Here is a 21,239-nt window from a genome sequence, read left to right on the forward strand (position 1 = left end):
TGTGCTGTCGCGCCGATGGCCAGGCGCCGCGTGTGGATGGCCGAGCGTGAGCGCTGACCTCGATCGCTGATCGTCGAGCGCTGCGGGCCGTCGAGCGTGGACGGCCGAGCGCGGGTGCTTGGGATGGCGCTTGGTGGGTTTGGCCGGGTCAGAGGGCGGAGTGGTGGACGGCTGCGCGGCGGAGGCCACCGGGGCGGCGTCGGCCGTGGCGCGAACGATGGCGGCATGGCGCGGCCAGTCCTGCTCGTACGACCTTCGGAGTGGATGCTGGGCCACGAAGCGGCATTGGTCGCTGCTGAACTGACGGAGCGTCCTTGAGGATCGCCTCGTGCAGTTCCCGCAGTGTGCGGCCCGGTTCCAAGCCCAGGTCATCGGCGAGGATCCGGCGGCCCTCCTGGTAGACGGCCAGCGATTCGGCCTGGCGGCCGGAGCGCGCCAGGGCGGTCATCAGTAGGGCGCGGAGCCGTTCGCGGAAAGGATTCTCTGCGACCAGGGCCATCAGCTCCCCGGCCACCTCATGGTGATGGCCGCGGGCGAGTTCGAGCTCGGCCAGCTCTTCGGTGGCGGTCAGCCGCAGTTCCTCCCAGCGCAGGCCGCCCGTCGTGAGTTGTGAGCTGTCGAGTCCGGAGAGCACCGGGCCACGCCAGAGCGCCAGTGCTTGCCGATAGAGGGCGATGGCCTCTTCCGCATGTCCGCCATCTGCGGCGTGACGGGCCGCCGCCACGCGCTCCTCGGCGATGCGCGCGTCGACCCGTACGGCGTCGGCCTTGATGCGGTAGCCAGGGGTCACGGTCTCGATCACGTCGTCGAGACCGGCTTCGCGGAACGCGCGCCGCAGGCTGGAGATCGCGATGGCGATCTGCGTCCGCATCGAGGACGGTGGTTCGCCGTCCCAGATCGCCTCGACGAGGCGTTCCACCGGAACCACCCGCCCGGGATCGAGGAGGAGCACCGCCAGGACGAGCCGAGGCCTCGGCCCCTGAAGTGTGATCTGCCGGCCCCCGTCGACGGCCTGCAATGGACCCAAGATTTGGAATTCCACCGGATCCGGCTTCCCTTCTTTGCACGGCCGATCGCCCCTGAACGGCCTTTCGCGTCGCTGCCCCCGGCAGGACGGCAGTAGACAAACACGGACGAGCCTGGCCTGTCCGGCAAACTAGCCCCCGGTCGATCAAGGATCGTTCTGAACAGCGTTCACGCAGGTGAGAGCGGCTCAGCTGAACGAGCACTCACGTTTCACACCGGGATTGGGGTGCTCGGCGGAGAGCATCCACGAGGCGGGCATGAAGCCCCAGCCTTTGAGCTCGGCCTTGTTGGACATCCGGTCGCCTTGCGTGTAGTACCAGATGTCGCTGCCGCCGGCGTGCTTCTCACCCCGGGCCCAGCAGGCGAACCAGCTGCGCTGGGTGTCCAAGACTCCTACCTGAGTGCCCGAGCGGGGATGCTCGTAGAGGGGCGACTGGGCCTTGTTGGAGCACTGGAAGACGTTCCTCCAGAGCTTGTTCTGCCGCTTGTCGGTGTGGATCTCGGTCCTGGGCTGGCACATCTCCGCTGAGGGATCGTTCGTATTGCCCATCGGCCCGGCGCCCGTGTCCGTGGAGGAGCCGGACGGGGTCCCGGACGTGTCGTCGCGGTTGACGAAGACCACGACGACGGCAACGGCGGCCAGCGTGACCAGCGCCGCCACCACCGCCAAGCCCATCGGCGGAACCGTCGTACGCCGCTCTGCCTTGGTGCTCTGGGAGAACGACGGAACGGTCTCGACGGTCGGGTCGGGCACCTCCACCGGCAGCGGCGACGGCTGCGTTTGCTCGGGCAGGTCGGGCGCCGGAGGGCCCGCCGCGTCAGGTCGGCCCGGAGGACCCGGCTTTTCCTGGGTGTCCGGGTGGCTCGGGGAGCCCGGCTGGTCCGGGACGTCCGGCTGGCCCGAGACGCCAGGTTGGACCGGCTGCTTCGAGACGTTCGGCTGGCCCGCATGGCCCGACGGGGCCGACGGGTCACGCTGGTTCGAGGTGTTCGGCTGGCTTGGGGAGGTTGCGGCGTTCGGGTGGCCTTGGGCCGGTGAGCCCGCCGCGTTCGCCTCGCGTTCGGACAGGGCGTCCCACTGCGCCTTCCAGCGGGCGAGCTCAGTCTGTGGATCCGGGTGGCCTCTGTATCTGAGGCACGCCTCGACGAAACGCAGCGAGGCGGTCTCCGGTGGACGCGTCAGGGGATTGCGGCCGATGAGGTTGGAGATGGCCGCCGGGGACAGTCCGGTGACCCTGCCGGTCAGGGTGCGGTACTTCGGTGTCTCGCACCACTCGTACAACACACGCAGACGGGCCGTGAAATCGGCCCAGGTACCGGCGCCTTCAGGGGTAGGCGGCGGGGGTGGTGGGGCTGGGGTGGACACGTGACGCTCCAATGGAACGTGGGCTGGTTTTCCGGTTCTCTGACGAAACGGTGGCATCTCTGGTTCACATCCGCCACACAACCATCACGTCCACGAACGGGTCGCGGTTGCACAAGTCCGGACATTCGTCCAGATCAGACGAGCGCTAAGCGAACGTTTAACGGAACCAAAAGAGATCGATAACGCCCCTCCCTACGGTGATCACCGCCGGACGGGCGGAGCTCCCCTTCGTGCCGCCCGTCCGTCACAGATTCTCGTCCCGGCCTCGACGGATCGGTCACCGCGTACCTCGGCAAGGGCAGTGACCGGACGACGAGCGCGAAGGGCAAGCCGCTCTCCCGCCGCAAGTGATCGTTCATCCCCCCGAACCGAACCCCCACAGCAAAGGACAGGCTCCATGCGCATTCCTCAGCTGAATCGGCTGCTCGTCGCCGGCGTCGCCACGGCCGCCCTCGGCGGCGGGCTGGTCGCGGCCTTTTCGGTCAACGCCGAGACGCCTGCGGCCCCCACCTCGGCCACGGCCCCGGCGGAGGCTCAGGCGGCGCCGAAGTTCCGGCTGCCGTTCGCCTGCGGGCAGAAGTGGCAGCTCAACTCCTGGGCGCACTCGCCCGCCCTGGACATGGTCAAGGAGCCCAACCAGCACGGCACCGAGGGCGCGGCGCTGCTGGCCCCGGCGTCCGGCACCGTGGTCGCCTCGTTCGTGCACAGAAACGCCGGCAACGTCGTCCAGATCCGGCACTCCGGCCGGCACTACTCGACCTACCTGCACATGAAGTACCGGTCGGTCAGCAAGGGCACCTGGATCGGCGCGGGCACCAAGATCGGTGCCGTGGGCAAGACCGGCCCGACCGCGAACAAGCACCCCCACCTGCACTACGAGCAGGGCTACGACAAGAACAACAACGGCAGCGTCACCTGGGGTTACGCGGGCGCCGAGCGGGTCGCGGCCTCCTTCAACGGCAAGACGTACACGGGCAAGGGGAAGGAGTGGAACAACGTCAAGAGCGCCAACAAGTGCGCGCCCAAGAAGTACTACGTCACGACGAAGGCCGCTGCCACCTCCTACGCCTCGCCGTCGAGCACGAAGTCGGTCGGCAAGCTGAACAAGGGCAGGAGCTACGTCTTCTGCGCGGCCGCCGGCCGGTCCTTCAGCTACAGGGGGACGAGCAAGTACTGGCTCTACACCGAGCTTGACTCGGGCAACAAGTCCGGCTGGGCCTCGGCGGCGTACCTGGGCAAGGGCGGCGCGCGTCCCAAGGACTCCGCCGGCAAGACCATCCCCTTCTGCTGAACGAACCGCATGACCTGAATCGCCACTCGGCCCCCACGCTCCCGATCAGGCCGCGTGAGCGATTCAGCGGCAGAGAGTGCGCCGTCCGCGTCCAGGTGGCCGGCGGGCGGCGCACCCTGTTGCCGAACGGGGAGATCGGGGCGACGAGCGGCGCGCGGACCAAACCCAGGTCCGCGCGCCGCTTGCGTGTCTCACATCGGTGAACGCGACGTCTGCGGACGGGCCGCCCGCGGGGAGCCATCTCGAAAAGGCTCGCTGCGGCCTACGCAGTGGAGCCGGTCAGGCCCAGTTGGCCACCCGGCGCGCCCGTGCCGCTCTCGTCCCCCCGACTGCCCCATGTCTTCCGGCAGCCCATGCCGCTCGAATCGGCCGGGCCACCCGTGCTGACCGGTTGACCGGGCTGTCGGAGCTGGCAGGGTTGGCCGGGCGGCAAGTTTCGTCCGGGAGAGGCTGGCGGAGGGTGCGCTGCCGTGGACGAGCAGGGCCTGGGCAGTCGGACCGCGAGCGGAAGCGCTCGCCGTGGCCGCTGGTCTGAGCTGACCGGGTTAACCGCGGGCTAGCTGGGGTGGTTGGTGCAGTCGGGCTGGCTGGGCTGTCGGACTGGCAGGATCCGCAGGGTCAGCGCGGCTGCGGAGCCGGCGAAGTTGGCTGGGTCGGGCAAGGCGGCCGGGTTCACCATGGCGGCCGGGTTCACCACGGTGGCTGGGTTCACCACGGTGGCTGGGTTAGCCAGGGTGTCTGGCCTTGCTGAGACGGCAAGGTTGAGTGGTGCGCCCAAGGTTGTCGGATTTGTGGGGTTGGCTGCGTTAATCGGGTTGGTCGAGTTGGCCCGGTTGACCGCTGTGGTGTGGCTCGCGGGGTGCTTCAACCTGGATCCGAGCTTGATCTTTCTGGAGGGGCTCACCGTTGGGTCGGGCGGTGTAGTGAGGGTGATGGGTGTCAGGGCGTGGACGGGACGGGCGTGAAGGGCCGGATCGTCGCGCAGAATCGCATCGTGGAGGTCCTGCAGTTCGCGGCCGAGCGCTCCGGCGGACGCGCGGACGCCCTCCCGGTAGGCGGCCAGGGCCTCGTTCTGCCGTCCGCTCCGTACCAGCGAGAGCATCAGCAGCGCCCGAAGCCGTTCACGACGGGGCTGTTCGGCCACCAACGGCATGAGCCTCTCGGTCAGCCTGAGATGACGGCCGCGGGCCAGGTCGATCTCGGCCGCCTCCTCGTGCGCGGTCAGCCGCAGTTCGTCCCACACGCGGGCCGCGGCCGAGATGATGGAACGATCCAATCCGGTGAGGACCGGCCCCCGCCACAGCGCCAGCGCCGCCCGGTAGAGCAGGACCGCCTCGTCGGGCCGGCCTTCCATGGCCGCCGCGCGTGCCTCGGTCACCCGTTCCCGGGCCGTACGCGCGTCGATCCGCACCGACTCGACCCGCAGCCGGTAGCCGGACGGCGCGTCCCCGATGACACTCGCGTCGCCCAGCACGCGGCGCAAACCCGCCACCGTGACGGCGATCCGCGTGCGCGCGGAGGCCGGAGGTTCGTCCTCCCACACGGCCTCGACGAGACGGTCCGTGGAGACCACGCGATCGGACTCCAGGAGCAGTGACGCCAGCACCAGTCGCCGCCTGAGCCCCCCGATCCGAACCGGCCCTTCCGCGGTGCATGCCCGCAGCGGTCCCAAGATTCGAAACTCCACCCGTTCCGTCACCTCTCCCGTGGCGGGTCGGTTGTGCCGCCTGGCCGGCGGGCCGGCACCCAGATCCGGGGCCGGCTCGTGAACACCCGCTGTGAGTTAGACCCGCGAGGGGCGCAAACGTTCACTTGTTGGGAGCGATATCGGTTCAAAGTCGTTCAGAACGGTATTCGTGCACTCCACGCCGCCGGAGCTCGTCGCGCCGCCTACGTCTGGCCGTCGGCCGGTCGGCCGCCGCCGGGGAAGGCGAAGCGGGCGATCTTGCTCCAGGTGCTGGTGATCTGCTTCCGCAGCGGGCCGGTGTGGTACGGGAGGTCGTACCTCTCGCACAGCTCGCGGATGCGCGGCGCGATCTCGGCGTAGCGGTTGCTGGGCAGGTCGGGAAAGAGATGGTGTTCGATCTGGTGGCTGAGGTTGCCGGTCATGAGATGGAAGAGCCGCCCGCCGGAGATGTTGGCGGAGCCGAGGAGCTGCCGGACGTACCACTCGCCCCTCGTCTCGCCCTCCATCATCTCCTCCTCGAACACCTCGACGTCGCCGGGAAAGTGGCCGCAGAAGATGATCGTGTGGGCCCACACGTTGCGGGCGACGTTGGCGGTGAAGTTGGCGGCCAGCGTGGACAGGAACTGCGGGCCGGTGAGCAGCGGGAACGCGAGGTAGTCCTTGGTCCACTGGCGGCGGATCTTACGGCCGATCGCCCGCAGCTTCTCCTTGGTCTCCTCCGGGTCGTTCGTGCCCTCCCGGATCTTGTCGAGCTCCAGGTCGTGCAGCGCCACCCCGTACTCGAAGAACATCGCCAGCAGCGCGGTGTAGATCGGCTGCGGAATGTTGGCCCAGTGCCACTCCTGCTCTGGCGTGACGCGCAGGATGCCGTAGCCGACGTCGTTGTCCTTGCCGAGGACGTTGGTGAACGTGTGGTGGATGAAGTTGTGGGAGTGCTTCCACTGCTCGGCGGGCGAGACGTTGTCCCACTCCCACGTCGTCGAGTGGATCTTCGGGTCGCGCATCCAGTCCCACTGGCCGTGCATGACGTTGTGCCCGATCTCCATGTTCTCCAGGATCTTGGCGACCGTGAGGGTCGCGGTCCCGGCGAGCCAGGCGGGCGGCAGCGCGGAGGCGAACAGCAGCGCCCGGCCGCCGATCTCCAGCCCGCGCTGCAGCCGGATGATCCGGTGGATGTACGCGGAGTCGCTTTCGCCCAGGTCCGCGCTGATCTCGTCGCGGATGGCGTCCAGCTCGCGCGCGATGGTCTCGTAGTCCTCGGGGGACAGATGCGCCGTGCTCTCGGGCCGGACCGCGGCCGGTGGCGCGGTCGCCGACGGATGCCCGTTGGCGGTCGTTGTGACGGTCATGACGCCTCCTTCGGTGGTCAGAGTTCGATCTCGACGGGGCCGGCGGCCGCCGACACACAGGTCTGGACGAGGTGGCCCTCTTCGCCGTGCACCTCGCCGGTACGCAGGTCGCGGACCTTGCCGGAGCACAGGCGCCCGACGCAGCTGTAACAGATGCCCATCCGGCATCCGCTCGGCAGCAGCGCGCCCGCGTCCTCGCCCGCTTGCAGCAGCGGGGTGGCGCCGTCGGCGTCCACCTCGATTCCGCTTCTGGAGAAGGTCACCCGGCCGCCCTCACCGTCGGCGACCGCGAGCACGGGCCGGAAACGTTCCATCCGGAGCCGCTCCTCGGCGCCCGCCGCCCGCCAGTGCTCGTCGATCTCGTCCAGCAGGCCGCCGGGCCCGCAGGCCCACGTTTCGCGTTCCGTCCAGTCAGGACAGATCTCGGCGAGCTCGGCCGGCTTGAAGCGCCCCTCCGCCGCGGTATGCCGCTCGTACAACCGCAGTCCAGGAACGCGACGCGCCAACGCCCGCAGTTCGTCCCCGAAGATGACCTCCTCAGCCGTCCGAGCCGAATGCACGAGCACAAGATCCATTCGCCCGTCTCCCGGGCTTGCGGCCAGGGCCCGCAGCATGGCCATGACAGGGGTGATGCCGCTGCCGGCCGTGAAGAAGAGCATGCGGTCGGGGAGCTGCTCGGGGAGGACGAAGTCGCCCTCGGCCGGGGCCAGGCGGACGATCGTTCGCGGATGGACGTCGTGCACGAGATGCCGCGAGACGGTGCCGTCAGGTGTGGCCTTGACGGTGACGGTGAGGAGCCCGTCTTCGCGGGGCGGCGATGACAGCGAGAACGTGCGCCAATGACGGACGCCGTCGATGTCGACGCCGATCTTCACCCACTGCCCGGGCCGGTGCCCGGGCCAGTCGCGTCCCGGCCGGATCACGATGGTCGCGGCGCCGGGGGCCTCGTGCCGGATCGCCTCGATCCGGCCCCGCAACTCGGCGGTCGACCAGAGCGGATTGACGAGTGCCAGGTAGTCCTCGGGCAGCAGCGGAGTGGTGAGCCAGCGGGCGGCGTCGCCCAGCCGGCGCAGCGGGGTCGCGATCAAAAGGGGCCTCCCCCGGGGCTCGCTAACTTACGCTTGCGTAACCTACGGTCGCGTAGCCTTAAGCGTCAGGGCAAGAGATCCCGGGCAAAAGGGACGGGCATCACACCATCCCAAGATGTGACATCGGATGGTGTAATGCCCGCTGATAAATCCGATCGCCAAGTTGTGGCTTCCCTGAGCGCACGAGCGAGCGTGTGGGCCTGACGCGGCGCCGTCAGAGCTTCGTCTTCGGACACTCCTGCCTGACGCCGTCGACGAAGACGTCGACCTTCTCGTCGTAGAAGCAGACCAGCCCGGCGACCCGTTCGCTCTCGGGGAGCGGCGTGGGGTACGACCAGGCGAGATCCTTGCGGACGTTGTCGCCCGCGCGGACGGACCAGTATTCGGCGGTGCCCTTGTAGGGGCAGGCAGTCGTGGTCTCGCTACGTACGAGCAGGTCCGTCCGTACATGGGTTTTCGGCAGGTAGTAGCGAACCGGCAGCCCGGTCTCGAACAGCAGTCGCGCGTGGCTCGACTCCGCCACCGTCACGCCGTCCACCTCGATGCGGACGTGCCGCGAGCTGGGCAGGATGTCGATCCGGCTGTACGGGCTGCGGGGATGGACGAACACCTCCTCGTCCTCTTCGAACCAGGCGTCCATCGCGTCCCACTCGAGCCGTACGAGGTCGCGGAGCTCCTCGATCGGGGAGTCCACGTACCGCAGCGCCGCCCCGGGCGCCTCCTGACCGTCCACCTTCACCGTGTAGGTGGTCGAGTCGCCGCGGCTGGGCGAACGCTTGCCGGCTCCGTCTTCCGCGAGTTCCGCGCGTACGTCGGACAGCGGAACGTAGTAGGCCGGGTAGTAGGGGATTTCCCAGACGAGTGTGGGGTGGATCGTGTCCACGACCACTTGGCCGCCGAGGTATGCGCGAACCCTCTTGGCGCTCTGCTCGATCCGCACGCGGGTCTTGGCCGACTCCTGTTGTGTGCCCATGTCCGGGCAACAGCCCCTCAGCGACGCCTATTTCTCTGGACGGGCTCGTCTTCCGATGTGCGAGCTGGCTTGCTTCGGACCGGATCTCATCGAAATCTCAGATTGAGATCAGAATTCAGCAAGGTGGGGCCACGAGCCTTCCGGCATGAAATCGCCGTTCAAGCGCAGGACCCTGCTGGTCAACGGCACGCTCGGCGTGCTGCTGGCCGGTGGCGTGGGTGCCGCTTATCTGTCCTTGGCCGATGACGGGGCCGCCGCGCAGCAGGGCCAGCAGCGCATCACCCAGGTGGCGCGCGGAACGGTCGAATCGACTGTGTCGGCGTCGGGCTCGGTGGCGAGCGCGCAGACGCGTTCAATGAGCTTCGGGGCGTCGGGCACCGTGGCGAAGATCTACGTCAAGGCGGGGGAGAAGGTCGCCAAGAACGAGTCGTTGGCGCGTCTGGATCAGACTGCGGCACTCGACAGTCTCAGGGCCGCCCAGCTGACCCTGACTGCGGCCACGGAGAAGCTGAATGAAACGTCGTCATCTTCCCCGTCCTATGCGCAGGTGTACTCCAGCTACGTCCAGGCCAAGAACGCCTACCGTTCGGCGCAGCAGACGCTCGACGGCACCGTGATCAAGGCGCCGTTCACCGGGACCGTCACCGAGGTGAACGGGAACGTCGGCGACTCGGCGGGCGGCGGCTCGTCCTCCTCATCGTCGGGGAGCGGTGGCTCGTCCGGCTCAGGCGCGAGCGGCACCGGAACGAGCGGGAACGGCACGTCCAGTTCGTCCTCGTCGGGGTCCTCGTCCACGGGCTCGGGCTTCGTCGAGCTCGTGAACACGAAGTCGCTGGAGATCGAGGGCGACTTCACCGAGGCCGACACCACCAAGCTCAAAGTCGGCCAGGAGGCGACGATCACGTTCGACGCGCTGACCGGCAAGACCGCGACGGGCGAGATCAAGAAGATCGCGATCTCGCCGACCACCTCGAACAACGTGGTCACGTATCCCGTCACGATCGGCCTCACCGACGTGCCCTCGGGCGTGCGGATCGGCCAGACGGCCACCGTCGAGATCACCACGGGCAGCGCCGAGAACGTCCTCTACGTCCCGACCGCGGCGGTCCGGACCGCGGGCGGGCAGAGCACCGTCACCGTGCTCGAGAACGGCAAGCAGGTCGTCAAGACCGTCGAGGTCGGCATCAAGGGCGACCAGGGCACCGTGATCAAGTCTGGGTTGGCCGAGGGCGACCAGGTGGTCGTCACCTCCAGCAGCACGGGCTCGACCACGACGAACGGCCGCGTGCCCGGGATGGGCGGCGGCGGATTCCCCGGAGGCGGCGGGATGCCGGGCGGCGGTGGCGGCATGCCCGGCGGCGGAGCCCGCCGATGAACGCGCCCGCCCCCGGCTCCCCACTCTCGCCCAGGTCCGCGTCCCCGTCCGGGCTGCCTCCGTCCCCCGGTTCCCCGCCTCCGCACCCACACCAGCCTGGACCGCTGCCCCCACCCGGGTTTCCCATCGTGCCTCCACTGGGACCTCCGTCCTCGCCATCTCCCACACCATCACCCCCGTCCGAACCCGCGTCCGGCCCCGGCCCTGCGTCCGGGCCTGTGTCCGCGTCATCTCCCGTGCCGGGGCCCGAGTCAGACCCCCCGTCCAAGCCCGCGTCCAGACCTGAGCCCGGGCCGACGTCTGGACCCACGCCCGGGTATCCGTTCGACCCTGCGCCCGCGCTGTTGCCCACGCCGGGGCCCGCGTCCAGCCCGGCGTTCAGGCTCACGCCTGGGCCCGCGGCTGGGCATCCGTTCGGGTCTGCGCCCGCAGCGTTGCCTGCGTCGGGGCCTTCGTCCGCGTCCGGGCCCGTTTCATCTCCCGCGCCGGGATCACTACCCGTGCCTGGGTCTTCGTCCGAGGCCGCGGCCGCGTCGTCGCCCCCTGCGGCGCCGCCTGTTCTCGATATCCGGGACGTCACCAAGGTGTACGGGGACGGTGACATGGCCGTGCACGCGCTGCGCGGCGTCTCGCTGACCGTTGAGCGTGGTGACTATGTCGCGATCATGGGGGCGTCGGGCTCGGGCAAGTCCACGTTGATGAACATCATCGGCTGCCTCGACGTGCCCAGTGGCGGCCGCTACCTGCTGGACGGCCTTGACGTCGGCGGGCTGGACGAGCGGCGGCTCGCGATCCTGCGCAACCGCAAGCTCGGCTTCATCTTCCAGTCGTTCAACCTGATCCCGCGGATGACGGCGCAGGCGAACGTGGAGCTGCCGCTCGCGTACGGCGGCGTCAAGAAGGACGATCGGCGCCGACGAGCCCTGGCCGCGTTGGCCGAGGTCGGGCTGGAGGACCGGGTCGGGCATGAGCCGAACGAACTGTCCGGCGGGCAGCAGCAGCGGGTCGCCGTCGCCAGGGCCCTGGTCACGGCGCCGACCATGTTGCTGGCGGACGAGCCGACGGGCGCGCTGGACAGCACGTCCACGGCCGAGGTGCTGGCCATCTTCGACCGGCTGAGCATGGCCGGCCGCACCATCGTCGTGATCACCCACGAGAACGAGGTGGCGGCCCACGCCAAGCGCGTGATCCGCCTCGTCGACGGCCGGATCGTCGAGGACCGGCGGGTGACCGGTGTCGCCGCGCCGCCGCCCCGGCTGGCCTGGGTCAAGGAAGGCGCCCGATGAGTCTGCTGGAGATTCTGCGGTTCGCGCTCCGCGGTCTGGGCGCCAACAAGATGCGCAGCGGCCTGACGACGCTGGGCATCCTGATCGGGGTCGGCGCGGTGATCCTGCTGGTCGCGGTCGGCAACGGCTCGTCCGAGGCCATCAAGAAGAGCATCCAGCGTCTTGGCGCGAACTCGCTCACCATCACCACGTCCACGACCGGCAACGGCGGCTTCCGTGGTGGTTTCGGAGGGCCTGCGACGTCCAGCGGGCCGCGGACACAGGCACGCGACCTGACCATGGCGGACGCCGCCGCGCTGGTCGACAAGGTGAACGCCCCGTCGGTGAAGAGCGCGTCGCCGGTCGTCAACACCTCGTCCGTCTCCGCGACGTACGCGGGCTCCAGTTCGACGATCGGCCAGTTCGTCGGCACGACTCCGACGTACTTCTCCGCGGCGAACAAGACCGTCGAACGAGGCGGCGCGTTCACCGGCGGTGACGGCAAGGTGGCGGTGATCGGCAGCACGGTGGCCGAGGAGCTCTTCGGCCGCACCGACCCGCTCGGCCAGAAGATGACCGTCTCCGGCATCCAGTTCACGGTGGTCGGTGTGCTGAAGGAGAGCGGCTCCTCGTCGTCCAGCTTCATGAACGCCGACAGCGTCGTGATCGCCCCGATCGCCGCCGTCCGGGAGACGTTGACGGGTTACGGCGGGCTCGACCAGATCGTCGTGGAGGCCCGGAACTCCGATGTCGTGAATACCGCGCAGGCCGAGGTCACCGACATCCTCAACCAGCGGCACGACATCACCGGGGCCGCCGACTTTCAGGTCACCAACCAGGCCAGCATCCAGTCCGCCGTCAGCGAGTCCAACAAGACGTTCACCGTCCTGCTCGGCGCGGTCGCCGCGATCAGCCTCCTGGTGGGCGGCATCGGCATCACCAACATCATGCTGGTCACCGTCACCGAACGGACGCGGGAGATCGGCATCCGCAAGGCCATCGGTGCGCCCCGGGGCGCGATCCTCGGCCAGTTCATCGCCGAGGCGACCGTGCTGAGCCTGCTGGGCGGCGTGCTCGGCGTCGTCGCCGGAGTCGTCGGCAGCCGCTTCACCATCGTCGGGGTCAAGCCGGTGATCGTCCCCTCGTCGATCGTGCTCGCCCTCGGGGTGTCGGTCGCCATCGGCCTCTTCTTCGGCAGCATGCCCGCCAGCCGGGCCGCCAACCTGCGCCCCATCGAGGCGCTCCGTCATGAGTGACCCGAGGAGAACGTCCATGCACGCCAAGCCCCCCGCGGAGCCCGACCTCCTGGAGGTGTCCCCGTTCAAGGGGGACCTGGACGCCGAACTGGCCGCCCAGCCACGTTCGCGCGCCCTCCCCGGCCCGACCGTGTACCTGGGCGCGGGCGTCCTGCTCGTCGCCGGTTTCCTGGGTGGCATCCAGGCCGAGAAGGTCTGGTCGGACGGGGACGCGGGCCAACCCGCCACCGCCCAGCGGGGCTATGGCGGAGGGCAGCGAGGATTCGGCGGGGCCCCACCGGGCTATGGCGGTGCCCAGCCGGGCTCCGGCGGTCAACGAGGCTTCGGTGGCCCCGGAAACGGCACCGGAACCGCCGGCGGCCTCACCACGGGCACCGTCGTCAAGATCGTCGGCACCACCGTCTACCTCCGTACCGCCGACGGCAAGACCGTCAAGGTCAAGACCAGCGGTGCGACCAAGGTGCAGGTGACCAGGACGGGCTCGGTCAACGACCTGAAGTCCGGAACGTCCATCATCGTCCGCGGTTCCGCCGGGACGGACGGCACGGTCACCGCTACCAGCGTCAACCAAGGCGGCTCATTCCGCCCATGAACACAGGAGCAGAGATGAACGACATCCGACGTGTGGCCGCCATCGCTCTGACAGGAGGGGTGCTCTTCGCCGCCGCGGCCTGCGGAGGCGACGACTCCCCGAAGCCCGGGGCCTCCGCGCCCAATGATCGGATGGCCGCCTTCCGGGCCTGCATGGAGAAACAGGGAGTCACGATGCCGGAGCGCGGAGGCCGAGGCAACCGCCCCACCGGCGCACCACCCAGCGGGCGCCCGTCAGCGCCTCCCAACGGCCAGGGGACAAGGCCGTCAACGCCTCCGAACGGCCAGAAGACAAGGCCGTCAACGCCCCCTGGGGGAAGGCCGTCGATGTCGGCCGAGCAGCAGAAGGCGATGACGGCCTGCGCGTCGCTCGCGCCCCAAGGTGGCAGGCCAGGCTACTGACGTCTCATGCGATTCTCATGAACGCTTTATGCGGCTTTACCAGGCCATCCAGTATTTCTGGATCCCATGAAACGGCATTGGAAACGCTGGACGCTGATCGGAGCCATCGTCGCGGTGGTCCTCGTGGTCGGCGGCCCGTTCGTCTATATCAATTTCATCCAGGAGGACGCTCCGGAGCGCCTGTCGGTCTCGACGGGCGCCACCGCGAGCGGCCCGGCGACGTCCGTCGACGGCACGTGGAAGGCGGGCTCCGGCTCACAGGCCGGCTACCGCGTCAAGGAGGTGCTCTTCGGCCAGAAGGTCGAGGCGGTGGGCCGCACCGGAGACGTCTCCGGCGACCTCACGCTGAGCGGCACGAAGGTGGCGGCGGGCTCGTTCACGGTGAACCTCAGCACGGTCAAGAGCGACGAGGACCGGCGTGACCAGCAGTTCAAGGGCCGGATCATGGAGGTCTCGAAGTATCCGAACGCCACGTTCAAGCTGACCGAGCCGATCGACCTCGGCACGCTGCCCGCGGTGGGTGCGAAGGTCACGGCCAAGGCGACGGGAACGCTGAAGCTCAAGGACGCCGAGAAGCCGGTCACGTTCGACGTCACCGCGTCCCGCACCGGCGACGGAACGGTCGAGGTGAGCGGATCGATTCCGGTGAAGTTCGCGGACTACGGCATCGCGAACCCGAGCGTCGGCCCCATCCAGACCGAGGACAACGGCCAGGTCGAGTTCCTCCTCAAACTGACCCGCTCATAACCCCATGACCAACCCATGGCGCGCGGGGTCGGCGTCCGCACGGCCCACAGTGCGGCGGCACGAAGACCATTGCCGCAGCGCACACTGCCAGCAGCGCGGTCAGCGGCAGGGGAGCCAACACCGAGCACTGCCAGTGATGACCAAGCGATACACAGTCGGTGACGCGTCAGCGACGCGCGGTCGCTCGTGCATCAACGACGCACTGCCAGCGGCACGAGGCCAGCGGCACGAGGCCAGCGGCACGAGGCCAGCGGCACGAGGCCAGCGGCGCACCGCGAGCGGCGCGCGGTCAGTGGCACGTGGTCAGTGGCACGTGGTCAGTGGCGCGTGGTCAGTGGCGCGTGGTCAGTGGCACGTTGGGTCAATGCTGCGCAGTCGGTCGTGCGCCTGCGGCGCGCGGTCGGTGGCGCGTCTGCGGCGAACCGCGAGCGGCGAACTGCGAGCGGCGCGGGGTCAGTGGCGCACTGCAGTGGCGCACTGCAGTGGCGCGTGGTCAGTGGCGCGTGGGGTCAACGCCGCGCAGTTGGTGGTGCGTCAGTGGCGCTGGTCGGCGGGGATGGCACCGGCTCGGACGGCGGGCTGGGACGGCGGGCTCGGACGGCGGGCTCGGACGGGCGGGTTGGGCACCGGCTCGGGGCGGTGGGTCGGGCGCCCGGGTACGGCTGTCGTGGCGGCTGTCCCGTCCACTGCCGGAGAGTTGCTCTACCGCGTGGTGCGGCGGTGTGATCGGCCGCCGCGGAACGCCGCCGACGGTGAGGCGCTGTCCGGGCCGCGCGACGACCGGCCGCCGGTCAACGTGCCGCTGTACTACGGCGTGGTGGCGGTTCGGGGTGAGGCGGCCGCGGTGCTCGCCGTGGCCGGGTCGGTGATCGTTTGGCCTGAGCGCTGGGAGATCGAGCTGGGCGTGGCGGGGCGTTGCGCTCACGCTGGCGGCGTTCATTGGGACTGGGGGCGGTGTCTTTCGGCAGCGCCGTCCCTGATGCACGGCCCGGTCGGGGGAGCCCCCGAGCCCGGCCGGGCCGTGCGAAGGCCGGCGGGTTCCGGACGCCTGGGCGTCCGGAACCCGACCGGTCAGGAGCCCTTGATCAGGCGGGTGGCCAGCACCGGGCTGAACGTGCCGGCGGGGATGCCGGCGCCGACGCCGCAGGGGCCGTCGGAGTCGCCGGGGACCTTGATCCACAGCAGGTACTCGGCGCCGCTGGTGCCGCCGGTGCGCGAGGTGGCGCCGAGCTTGCGGCCGGCGGGGTTGCACCACTGGCCCGCGACGCCGCCCTTGCCGTTGCGGCTGGTGTCGATGACGAACTTCTTGGTGTAGCGGTACTTGCTCTTGAGCGCCGCGTTCACCTTCTTGCCGTACGCGGCGGACTGGGCGGTGGTGAAGAAGTTCGAGACGTTGATCGAGAAGCCGCGAACGTTCTTGACGCCGGCCGCGTTGAGCCGTGTCGCCATGGTGGCGGGCGCGATCCAGTTGGAGTTTCCGCCGTCCAGGTAGGCGCGGCTCTTCTTCGCCTTGGTCTGGAACTGCTTCGTCGCGTACGAGAGCAGGGCGGTCCGGGTCTTGCGGGACGCCGCGGGCAGGCAGTCCAGCTGCGCGACCGCGTCCGGCTCGATGATCACGACGGCGGGGCGGTTGCCGATCGCCGACGCGAACTTGGAGATCCAGGTGCGGTACTTGGCCGCGCTGCCCGCGCCGCCGCCGGAGTGGCCGCTGCAGTCGCGGTCGGTGATGTTGTACGCGACGAGGATCGGGGTCTTCTTCGCCTTCTGGGCGGCGGTCACGTAGGCGGAGACCGACTTGCCGATGTCTCCGCTCCAGTTGCCGAACCACTTGGCGCCCGGCTTGGTGGCGATCGACTTCTTGATCGCCGCGGCGCGGGCGTCGCGCGGGTTCTTCTTCACCCAGACGGCGGGGTTGGAGCTGGGGTCTACATAAAAGGGACTGGCTGCCTCCGCGGCGGCGTCCGACCCTGCACCGGTCTGCTGGTCCGCGGACTTGAGGTCCGCGGAACCCTGCGAGCAGCCGGTCAGGGCCAGCGCCAGCGCGCCGACGGCCAGGGAGGTTTTCCTGATCAGCACTTGACGTCTCTCCTCTGGAAGGCGGGGAGACCATCACGCACGCATGATGATCAACTGTGCCGAGTCGTCAGTGTGGTACGAACCCCCGCCTTCCGGGTCGAAAACCCCCAAATTTGCGGATCTTTAGGACCCTGGGGCCTATTCTCCGGCCGGGGCGGCGGGCCGGGCGGGGAGGAAGAGCGTCGCGATCAGGCCGATCGACGCTATGCCGGCCGCCCACCAGAGGGTGTCGCTGAAGGCGCTCATGAGGAGCGCGGGGGCCTGGCCTGCGGCCGCCTCGTTGAGGTTGCCGCTCGCGCCGGGAATGCGGTCGCGGATGGCCACCTGGAGGAGGACCGCGATCGCGGCGACGCCGAACGAGCCCCCGACGCGGAGGAGGATGTTCGAGCCGGTAGTGGCGGTGGGGATGGAGGCACGTGGCAGTCCTTGATAGGCGGCCGCCATGAGGGACGGCGCCAGCATGCCGTGCCCGACGCCGATCAGCAGGACGGCGCCCATGAGCGCGAGACGGGGAGTGCCGCCGTCGATGCCGGTGAGCAGCACGGTGCCGGTCACCATGATCAGGAGCCCGGCGGGCGCGAGTACGCGCGAGCCGTGACGATCGGCGAGCCTTCCCGAGAGCGGCATCATGACCGCCGCCCCGACACCCAGGGGAGCCAGGAGCATCCCGGCCTCCAGGGCGGTGTCGCCCCGCACGATCCGTGCGTACAGCGGCACGAGCATCATCAGGCCGAACATCGCGCCGCTGTAGAAGAACAGCCCGCCCACGGCGCTCGCCCACGCCCGGCTGCGCAGCAGGCGTAGGTCGACCAGCGCGCCGTCGCGCTTGCGAAGCGCGTGGACGGCGAACGAGGCGATGAGAACGGCGCCGCCGATCGTCCCGACCATGGCACGGAGCCCACCGCTGCCCTCGGCCGCTTCGGACAGGCCGTAGACCAGGGCGGCCAGGCCGGGCGAGAGCAGGGCCATGCCGAGGAAGTCGAGCTTGCTGCCGGGGTCGCGCTCGTCGGTGCGCGGCAGCAGGCGGATCGCGGCGATCAGCGCGAACGCGCAGAACGGGACGTTGACATAGAACATCCAGCGCCAGTTGAGATGGTCGACCACGACGCCACCGAGGAGCGGGCCGAACACCGGCGCCATCATGGCGGGCACCGAGACGATGCTCATCACCCGTCCCATCCGGTCGGGGCCGGCGGCGCGGGCGAGCATGGTCTGCCCGACCGGCATGAGCATGCCGCCGCCCAGCCCCTGGACGACCCGGAAGGCGACCAGCGACGTCACGTTCCAGGCCAGGCCGCAGAACAGCGAGCCCGCGATGAACAGGCCGAGCGACACGAGCCACATCGTTCGCGCGCCGAACCGCTGCACCGCCCAGCCGGTGAGCGGGATCGCCATCGACAGGGCCAGCATGTAGCCGGTCGCCACCCACTGGATGGACGAGAGGGAGGCGTCGAAGTCCTGTCCGAGGGTCGGCAGCGCCACGTTCACGATCGTCGTGTCGAGGACCGTCATGATCGCGCCAAGGACGACGACGACCGCCAAACGCCGTAGGTGCGGGTCTATCGCGGGTTTTTCGGTGGGGACGCCGGTCTGCGTGGTGGTCATTCTCCGCCCTCTCGATCAGCTTCCGTACGCCGTATCGCTAACCGTACACTGTATCGGCCGATCCGTACACCGTATCGCTCCAGACGTACGGCGTACGGGCCCCAGGTAGGATCGAGTCGTGTCGGAGACCAGGGACGAACGTGCGAGCCAGCAGGCCGAGAGCGGCGCCAAGTCGGCCGTTCCGGATCTTGTTTGGGCGAGGCCGAGCGGCGGACGGCGGCCGAAACTGTCACGCGAGGCGATCGTCGAGGCGGCGATCAAGCTGGGCGACTCCGAGGGCCTGGAGGCGGTCTCCATCCGGCGGGTGGCGGGCGAGCTGGGCGTGCGCGCCATGAGCCTCTACACGCACATCGAGCGCAAGGAGGACCTGCTCGCGCTCATGGTCGACGAGGTGATCCCGGAGATCCTCGTCCGTGGCGAGCTGCCCGCTGACTGGCGCGAGGCGATCAGCCTCATCGCCCGCAAGGAGCGGGACTACATCCTCCGGCATCCCTGGATCGTGGAGCTTTCGAGCCAGGCCAACCTGCCCCACCTGGGGCCGAACGCGCTGCGGCATGTCGAACAGTCCCTGGCGGCCGTCTCCGGCCTCACCGACGACCCGCAGGCGCGCGTGGAGATCGTCGCGGCGGTCGACCATTACATGCTGGGCTTCGTCGTACGCGAGGTGACCCACCGGCAGCGCAAGCAGCTGGCCGGCCTAGGGGAGGACGACCCGGACGGGCTGGCTCACCCCTACTTCCGTGACCTCATCGCCTCGGGCGAGTTCCCTCACCTGCGGGATGTCTTCAGCCGGGGCATTTATGGCGGGCAGCACTTCGAGCAGGGCCTCACCTGGCTCCTGGACGGCATCGAGCGACAGTACGGCGTTGGGTGAATAGCGGGATGTCCTGGCCGGGAGCCCGTAGCGTAGGCGGAAGCGTACGAACCGCGACGACGAGACGGGGACCCTACGTGCGGGCAATGAGGTTCACGAGCGTGGTAGTCGTGCTGGCGCTCGCAGTGTCGGGATGTAGCGGCGACGATCCCGAGAAGCCGGCCGCCAGGCCGTCGCCCTCCAAGACCGCGCCCTCCGGCCTGCAGACTTACTACAACCAGAAAATGAGCTGGACGGACTGCGGTGGCGGGTTCCAGTGTGCAACCGCCAACGTCCCGCTCGACTACGCCAAGCCCGGCACTGATCAGCTCAAGCTTTCTCTGATCCGCCTGCCTGCCCAGGACCAGTCGCGCCGTATCGGCTCGCTGTTCACCAACCCGGGCGGTCCCGGAGGCTCAGGCGTCGATTTCATCCGTTCCACAGGACGCACGTTCGGTGCCGACCTGCGTTCACGTTTCGACATCGTGGGCTTCGACCCCCGTGGCGTCGGCAAGAGCGATCCCGTGCGCTGCATGGACGGCCCGCAGCTTGACCGCTTCTTCGCCACCGACGCCTCGCCCGATGACCCATCCGAGCTCGCCAAGGTCTCCACTGTGGGCAAGACGTTCGCCGACAACTGCAAAGCCAAGGCCGCGAATCGCCTCGCCTACGTGGGCACCGTCAACGCCGCCCGCGACATGGACGTCCTTCGCGCCGCCCTGGGCGACCAGAAGATGACCTATTACGGGGCCTCGTACGGCACTTACCTGGGCGCCTTCTACGCGGAGCAGTTCCCGCAGAACGTGCGAGCCCTCGTCCTCGACGGGGCCGTAGACCCCAAGGAATCCTCGACCCAGACACTGGTCGAGCAGTCCAAGGGCTTCGAGACCGCCCTCCGCGCCTTCGTCGCCGACTGCGTCAAGAACCCCGGCTGCCCCCTCGGCACCGACCCCGCGGCCGCCCTCACCAAGATCTCCGAGCTTCAGAAGCAAGCCGACCAGAAACCTCTCACCAACAAGCGAGACTCTCGTCCTGTCACAGAGTCCCTGGTCACCATGGGCATCGCCTTGGCGCTCTACCTCAAGGAGCTATGGCCCACGCTCCGCCAAGCCCTGACACAGGCCATCCAGAACGGCGACGGCACGTTCCTCCTGCTCCTGGCAGACCAGATGGTCGAACGCGAGCAGAACGGCACGTACAGCAACCAGACCGACGCCAACATGGCCGTCAACTGTGTCGACAAGCCCAATCCGCCTGACGTGGCCACCTACAAGAAGTCCGTGGACCAGGCCGCCAAAGCCTCTCCGCACTTCGGCCAGTTCGTGGTCTGGGGCGGCGTGCCCTGCGTCTACTGGCCCGTGAAGACCAAAGACAAGCCCAAGGCCATCACCGCCAAGGGCGCGGCACCCATCCTGGTCATCGGCACGCTCCGCGACCCCGCCACCCCGTACAAGTGGGCCCAGTCCCTGGCCGCCCAGCTCGACTCGGGCGTCCTCCTCTCCCTGGACGGAGACGGCCACACCGCCTACCTCCAGGGAAACGCCTGCATCACCCAGGCCACCGACCAGTACCTGGTGAGCGCCAAACCCCCGAAGACCGGCACTCTCTGCCGCTGATGCGCACGCACTGCCCGAGACCCGGTAGACTGCTGCCGCCGTCCTGGTACGGCACGCCGCCTTAGCTCAGTCGGCAGAGCGATTCACTCGTAATGAATAGGTCATCGGTTCGATTCCGATAGGCGGCTCCAGGTCAAAGCCCCCTTGCGATCATCGCAAGGGGGCTTTTGCTAACAGGCCTGCCAACACGGGACCTAGCCCACCGCAGCTGCCACAGCCGCCGCAGCTGAGCGGGAGCAGCGGACTGGTCGCTTCCTGGGATTCCGCGTCGGTCGCCCTCTGGAGCGCTTTTCTGTTCCCGCTTCGTTTCCAGTTATTCCAAGCGTTGTCCAGATATCGCCTTGGCCCGATCGAGCATCCGGCGGCTGCGGGATGTGAGCCGTCCCGGGCAGCGCGCTGACCGGGCCCTTCGAAGGTATCCGCGAAACTCCCAGCCGTGCCCACGACGGGGCGGGTGCCGGTGCCGTCCAGGCCACCTACCTCGCTCGGACATCCAAATTGCGTCTGACCTGCGGTTTCTTTTGTCCAGCTAGATCTGTACGTCTCCTGGACGAAGATCTGTGGCGGGGGGCGGCGGCGCCTGCCAACGTTGCCGTGCAGCAACCTCCCCCGCCGCTCAGGGCCCCCTTCGCTCCCGCTAGGGCCCCGTGCGTTCACCCCGCACAGTGCTAGC

Annotated in this window: 16 protein-coding genes and 1 tRNA gene; 9 read left to right on the top strand and 8 right to left on the bottom strand. The window is 69.0% G+C overall.

The features are described 5' to 3' along the window. Window positions 1-148: 148 nt before the first annotated feature. Together ACGFNU_RS05905 and ACGFNU_RS05910 are read right to left on the bottom strand one after the other, a co-directional pair. Window positions 149-1,027: a BTAD domain-containing putative transcriptional regulator gene (locus tag ACGFNU_RS05905; RefSeq protein ID WP_392590552.1), complete on the bottom strand. Its 879-nt coding sequence runs from the start codon at window positions 1,025-1,027 to the stop codon at window positions 149-151. A gap of 186 nt (window positions 1,028-1,213) precedes the next feature. Next, complete coding sequence (locus ACGFNU_RS05910) at window positions 1,214-2,311, bottom strand: hypothetical protein (protein WP_392590554.1); 1,098 nt, start codon at window positions 2,309-2,311, stop codon at window positions 1,214-1,216. Between the two features lie 478 nt (window positions 2,312-2,789). On the opposite strand from ACGFNU_RS05910, the gene ACGFNU_RS05915 reads away from it, so the two are divergent. Next, window positions 2,790-3,683, top strand: a complete 894-nt coding sequence (locus tag ACGFNU_RS05915) for a M23 family metallopeptidase (RefSeq protein ID WP_392590556.1) — start codon at window positions 2,790-2,792, stop codon at window positions 3,681-3,683. Window positions 3,684-4,239: 556 nt separating this feature from the next. On the opposite strand, the gene ACGFNU_RS05920 is transcribed toward ACGFNU_RS05915, so the two are convergent. The 4 genes from ACGFNU_RS05920 to ACGFNU_RS05935 all read right to left on the bottom strand — a co-directional run bounded on the left by ACGFNU_RS05920 (window position 4,240) and on the right by ACGFNU_RS05935 (window position 8,780). After that, window positions 4,240-5,382, bottom strand: coding sequence for a BTAD domain-containing putative transcriptional regulator (locus tag ACGFNU_RS05920; protein WP_392590557.1), 1,143 nt, complete (start codon window positions 5,380-5,382; stop codon window positions 4,240-4,242). A 191-nt stretch (window positions 5,383-5,573) separates the two neighbouring features. Then, on the bottom strand, window positions 5,574-6,719 hold the full coding sequence (locus ACGFNU_RS05925) for a fatty acid desaturase family protein (protein ID WP_392590559.1): 1,146 nt from the start codon (window positions 6,717-6,719) through the stop codon (window positions 5,574-5,576). Between the two features lie 17 nt (window positions 6,720-6,736). Further along, entirely contained in the window at window positions 6,737-7,807 is a 1,071-nt protein-coding gene (locus ACGFNU_RS05930) for a ferredoxin reductase (RefSeq protein ID WP_392590561.1), read from the bottom strand. Window positions 7,808-8,021: 214 nt separating this feature from the next. Further along, the gene (locus ACGFNU_RS05935) at window positions 8,022-8,780 is read right to left on the bottom strand and encodes a DUF427 domain-containing protein (RefSeq protein ID WP_392590563.1); all 759 of its coding nucleotides are present in this window, start codon (window positions 8,778-8,780) and stop codon (window positions 8,022-8,024) included. 145 nt (window positions 8,781-8,925) lie between these two features. Between ACGFNU_RS05935 and ACGFNU_RS05940 the strand changes: the two genes are divergently transcribed. From ACGFNU_RS05940 to ACGFNU_RS05960, 5 genes are all read left to right on the top strand, one after another. Beyond that, a complete protein-coding gene (locus ACGFNU_RS05940) occupies window positions 8,926-10,155 on the top strand; it encodes an efflux RND transporter periplasmic adaptor subunit (protein ID WP_392590565.1) in 1,230 nt (409 codons plus the stop codon). Window positions 10,156-10,757: 602 nt separating this feature from the next. Next, window positions 10,758-11,441, top strand: coding sequence for an ABC transporter ATP-binding protein (locus ACGFNU_RS05945; RefSeq protein WP_392591014.1), 684 nt, complete (start codon window positions 10,758-10,760; stop codon window positions 11,439-11,441). Then, on the top strand, window positions 11,438-12,676 hold the full coding sequence (locus ACGFNU_RS05950; RefSeq protein WP_392590567.1) for an ABC transporter permease: 1,239 nt from the start codon (window positions 11,438-11,440) through the stop codon (window positions 12,674-12,676). The genes ACGFNU_RS05945 and ACGFNU_RS05950 overlap by 4 nt, the downstream gene beginning before the upstream one ends. A 16-nt stretch (window positions 12,677-12,692) precedes the next feature. Next, the gene (locus tag ACGFNU_RS05955) at window positions 12,693-13,268 is read left to right on the top strand and encodes a hypothetical protein (protein ID WP_392590568.1); all 576 of its coding nucleotides are present in this window, start codon (window positions 12,693-12,695) and stop codon (window positions 13,266-13,268) included. 467 nt (window positions 13,269-13,735) lie between these two features. Next, complete coding sequence (locus ACGFNU_RS05960; RefSeq protein ID WP_392590570.1) at window positions 13,736-14,416, top strand: YceI family protein; 681 nt, start codon at window positions 13,736-13,738, stop codon at window positions 14,414-14,416. A gap of 1,071 nt (window positions 14,417-15,487) precedes the next feature. On the opposite strand, the gene ACGFNU_RS05965 is transcribed toward ACGFNU_RS05960, so the two are convergent. Together ACGFNU_RS05965 and ACGFNU_RS05970 are read right to left on the bottom strand one after the other, a co-directional pair. After that, window positions 15,488-16,492, bottom strand: a complete 1,005-nt coding sequence (locus ACGFNU_RS05965) for a glycoside hydrolase family 6 protein (RefSeq protein WP_392590571.1) — start codon at window positions 16,490-16,492, stop codon at window positions 15,488-15,490. A 138-nt stretch (window positions 16,493-16,630) separates the two neighbouring features. Then, complete coding sequence (locus ACGFNU_RS05970) at window positions 16,631-18,097, bottom strand: MDR family MFS transporter (RefSeq protein WP_392590573.1); 1,467 nt, start codon at window positions 18,095-18,097, stop codon at window positions 16,631-16,633. Between the two features lie 118 nt (window positions 18,098-18,215). On the opposite strand from ACGFNU_RS05970, the gene ACGFNU_RS05975 reads away from it, so the two are divergent. The 3 genes from ACGFNU_RS05975 (at window position 18,216) to ACGFNU_RS05985 (ending at window position 20,697) form a co-directional block, all read left to right on the top strand. Continuing rightward, entirely contained in the window at window positions 18,216-18,971 is a 756-nt protein-coding gene (locus ACGFNU_RS05975) for a TetR/AcrR family transcriptional regulator (protein WP_392590575.1), read from the top strand. 110 nt (window positions 18,972-19,081) lie between these two features. Next, on the top strand, window positions 19,082-20,566 hold the full coding sequence (locus tag ACGFNU_RS05980; protein ID WP_392590577.1) for an alpha/beta hydrolase: 1,485 nt from the start codon (window positions 19,082-19,084) through the stop codon (window positions 20,564-20,566). Window positions 20,567-20,621: 55 nt separating this feature from the next. Continuing rightward, window positions 20,622-20,697, top strand: a tRNA-Thr gene (locus ACGFNU_RS05985). Window positions 20,698-21,239 lie beyond the last annotated feature (542 nt).

The sequence above is a fragment of the Spirillospora sp. NPDC048911 genome, assembly GCF_043198015.1.
In the GTDB taxonomy this organism is placed as follows: domain Bacteria; phylum Actinomycetota; class Actinomycetes; order Streptosporangiales; family Streptosporangiaceae; genus Spirillospora.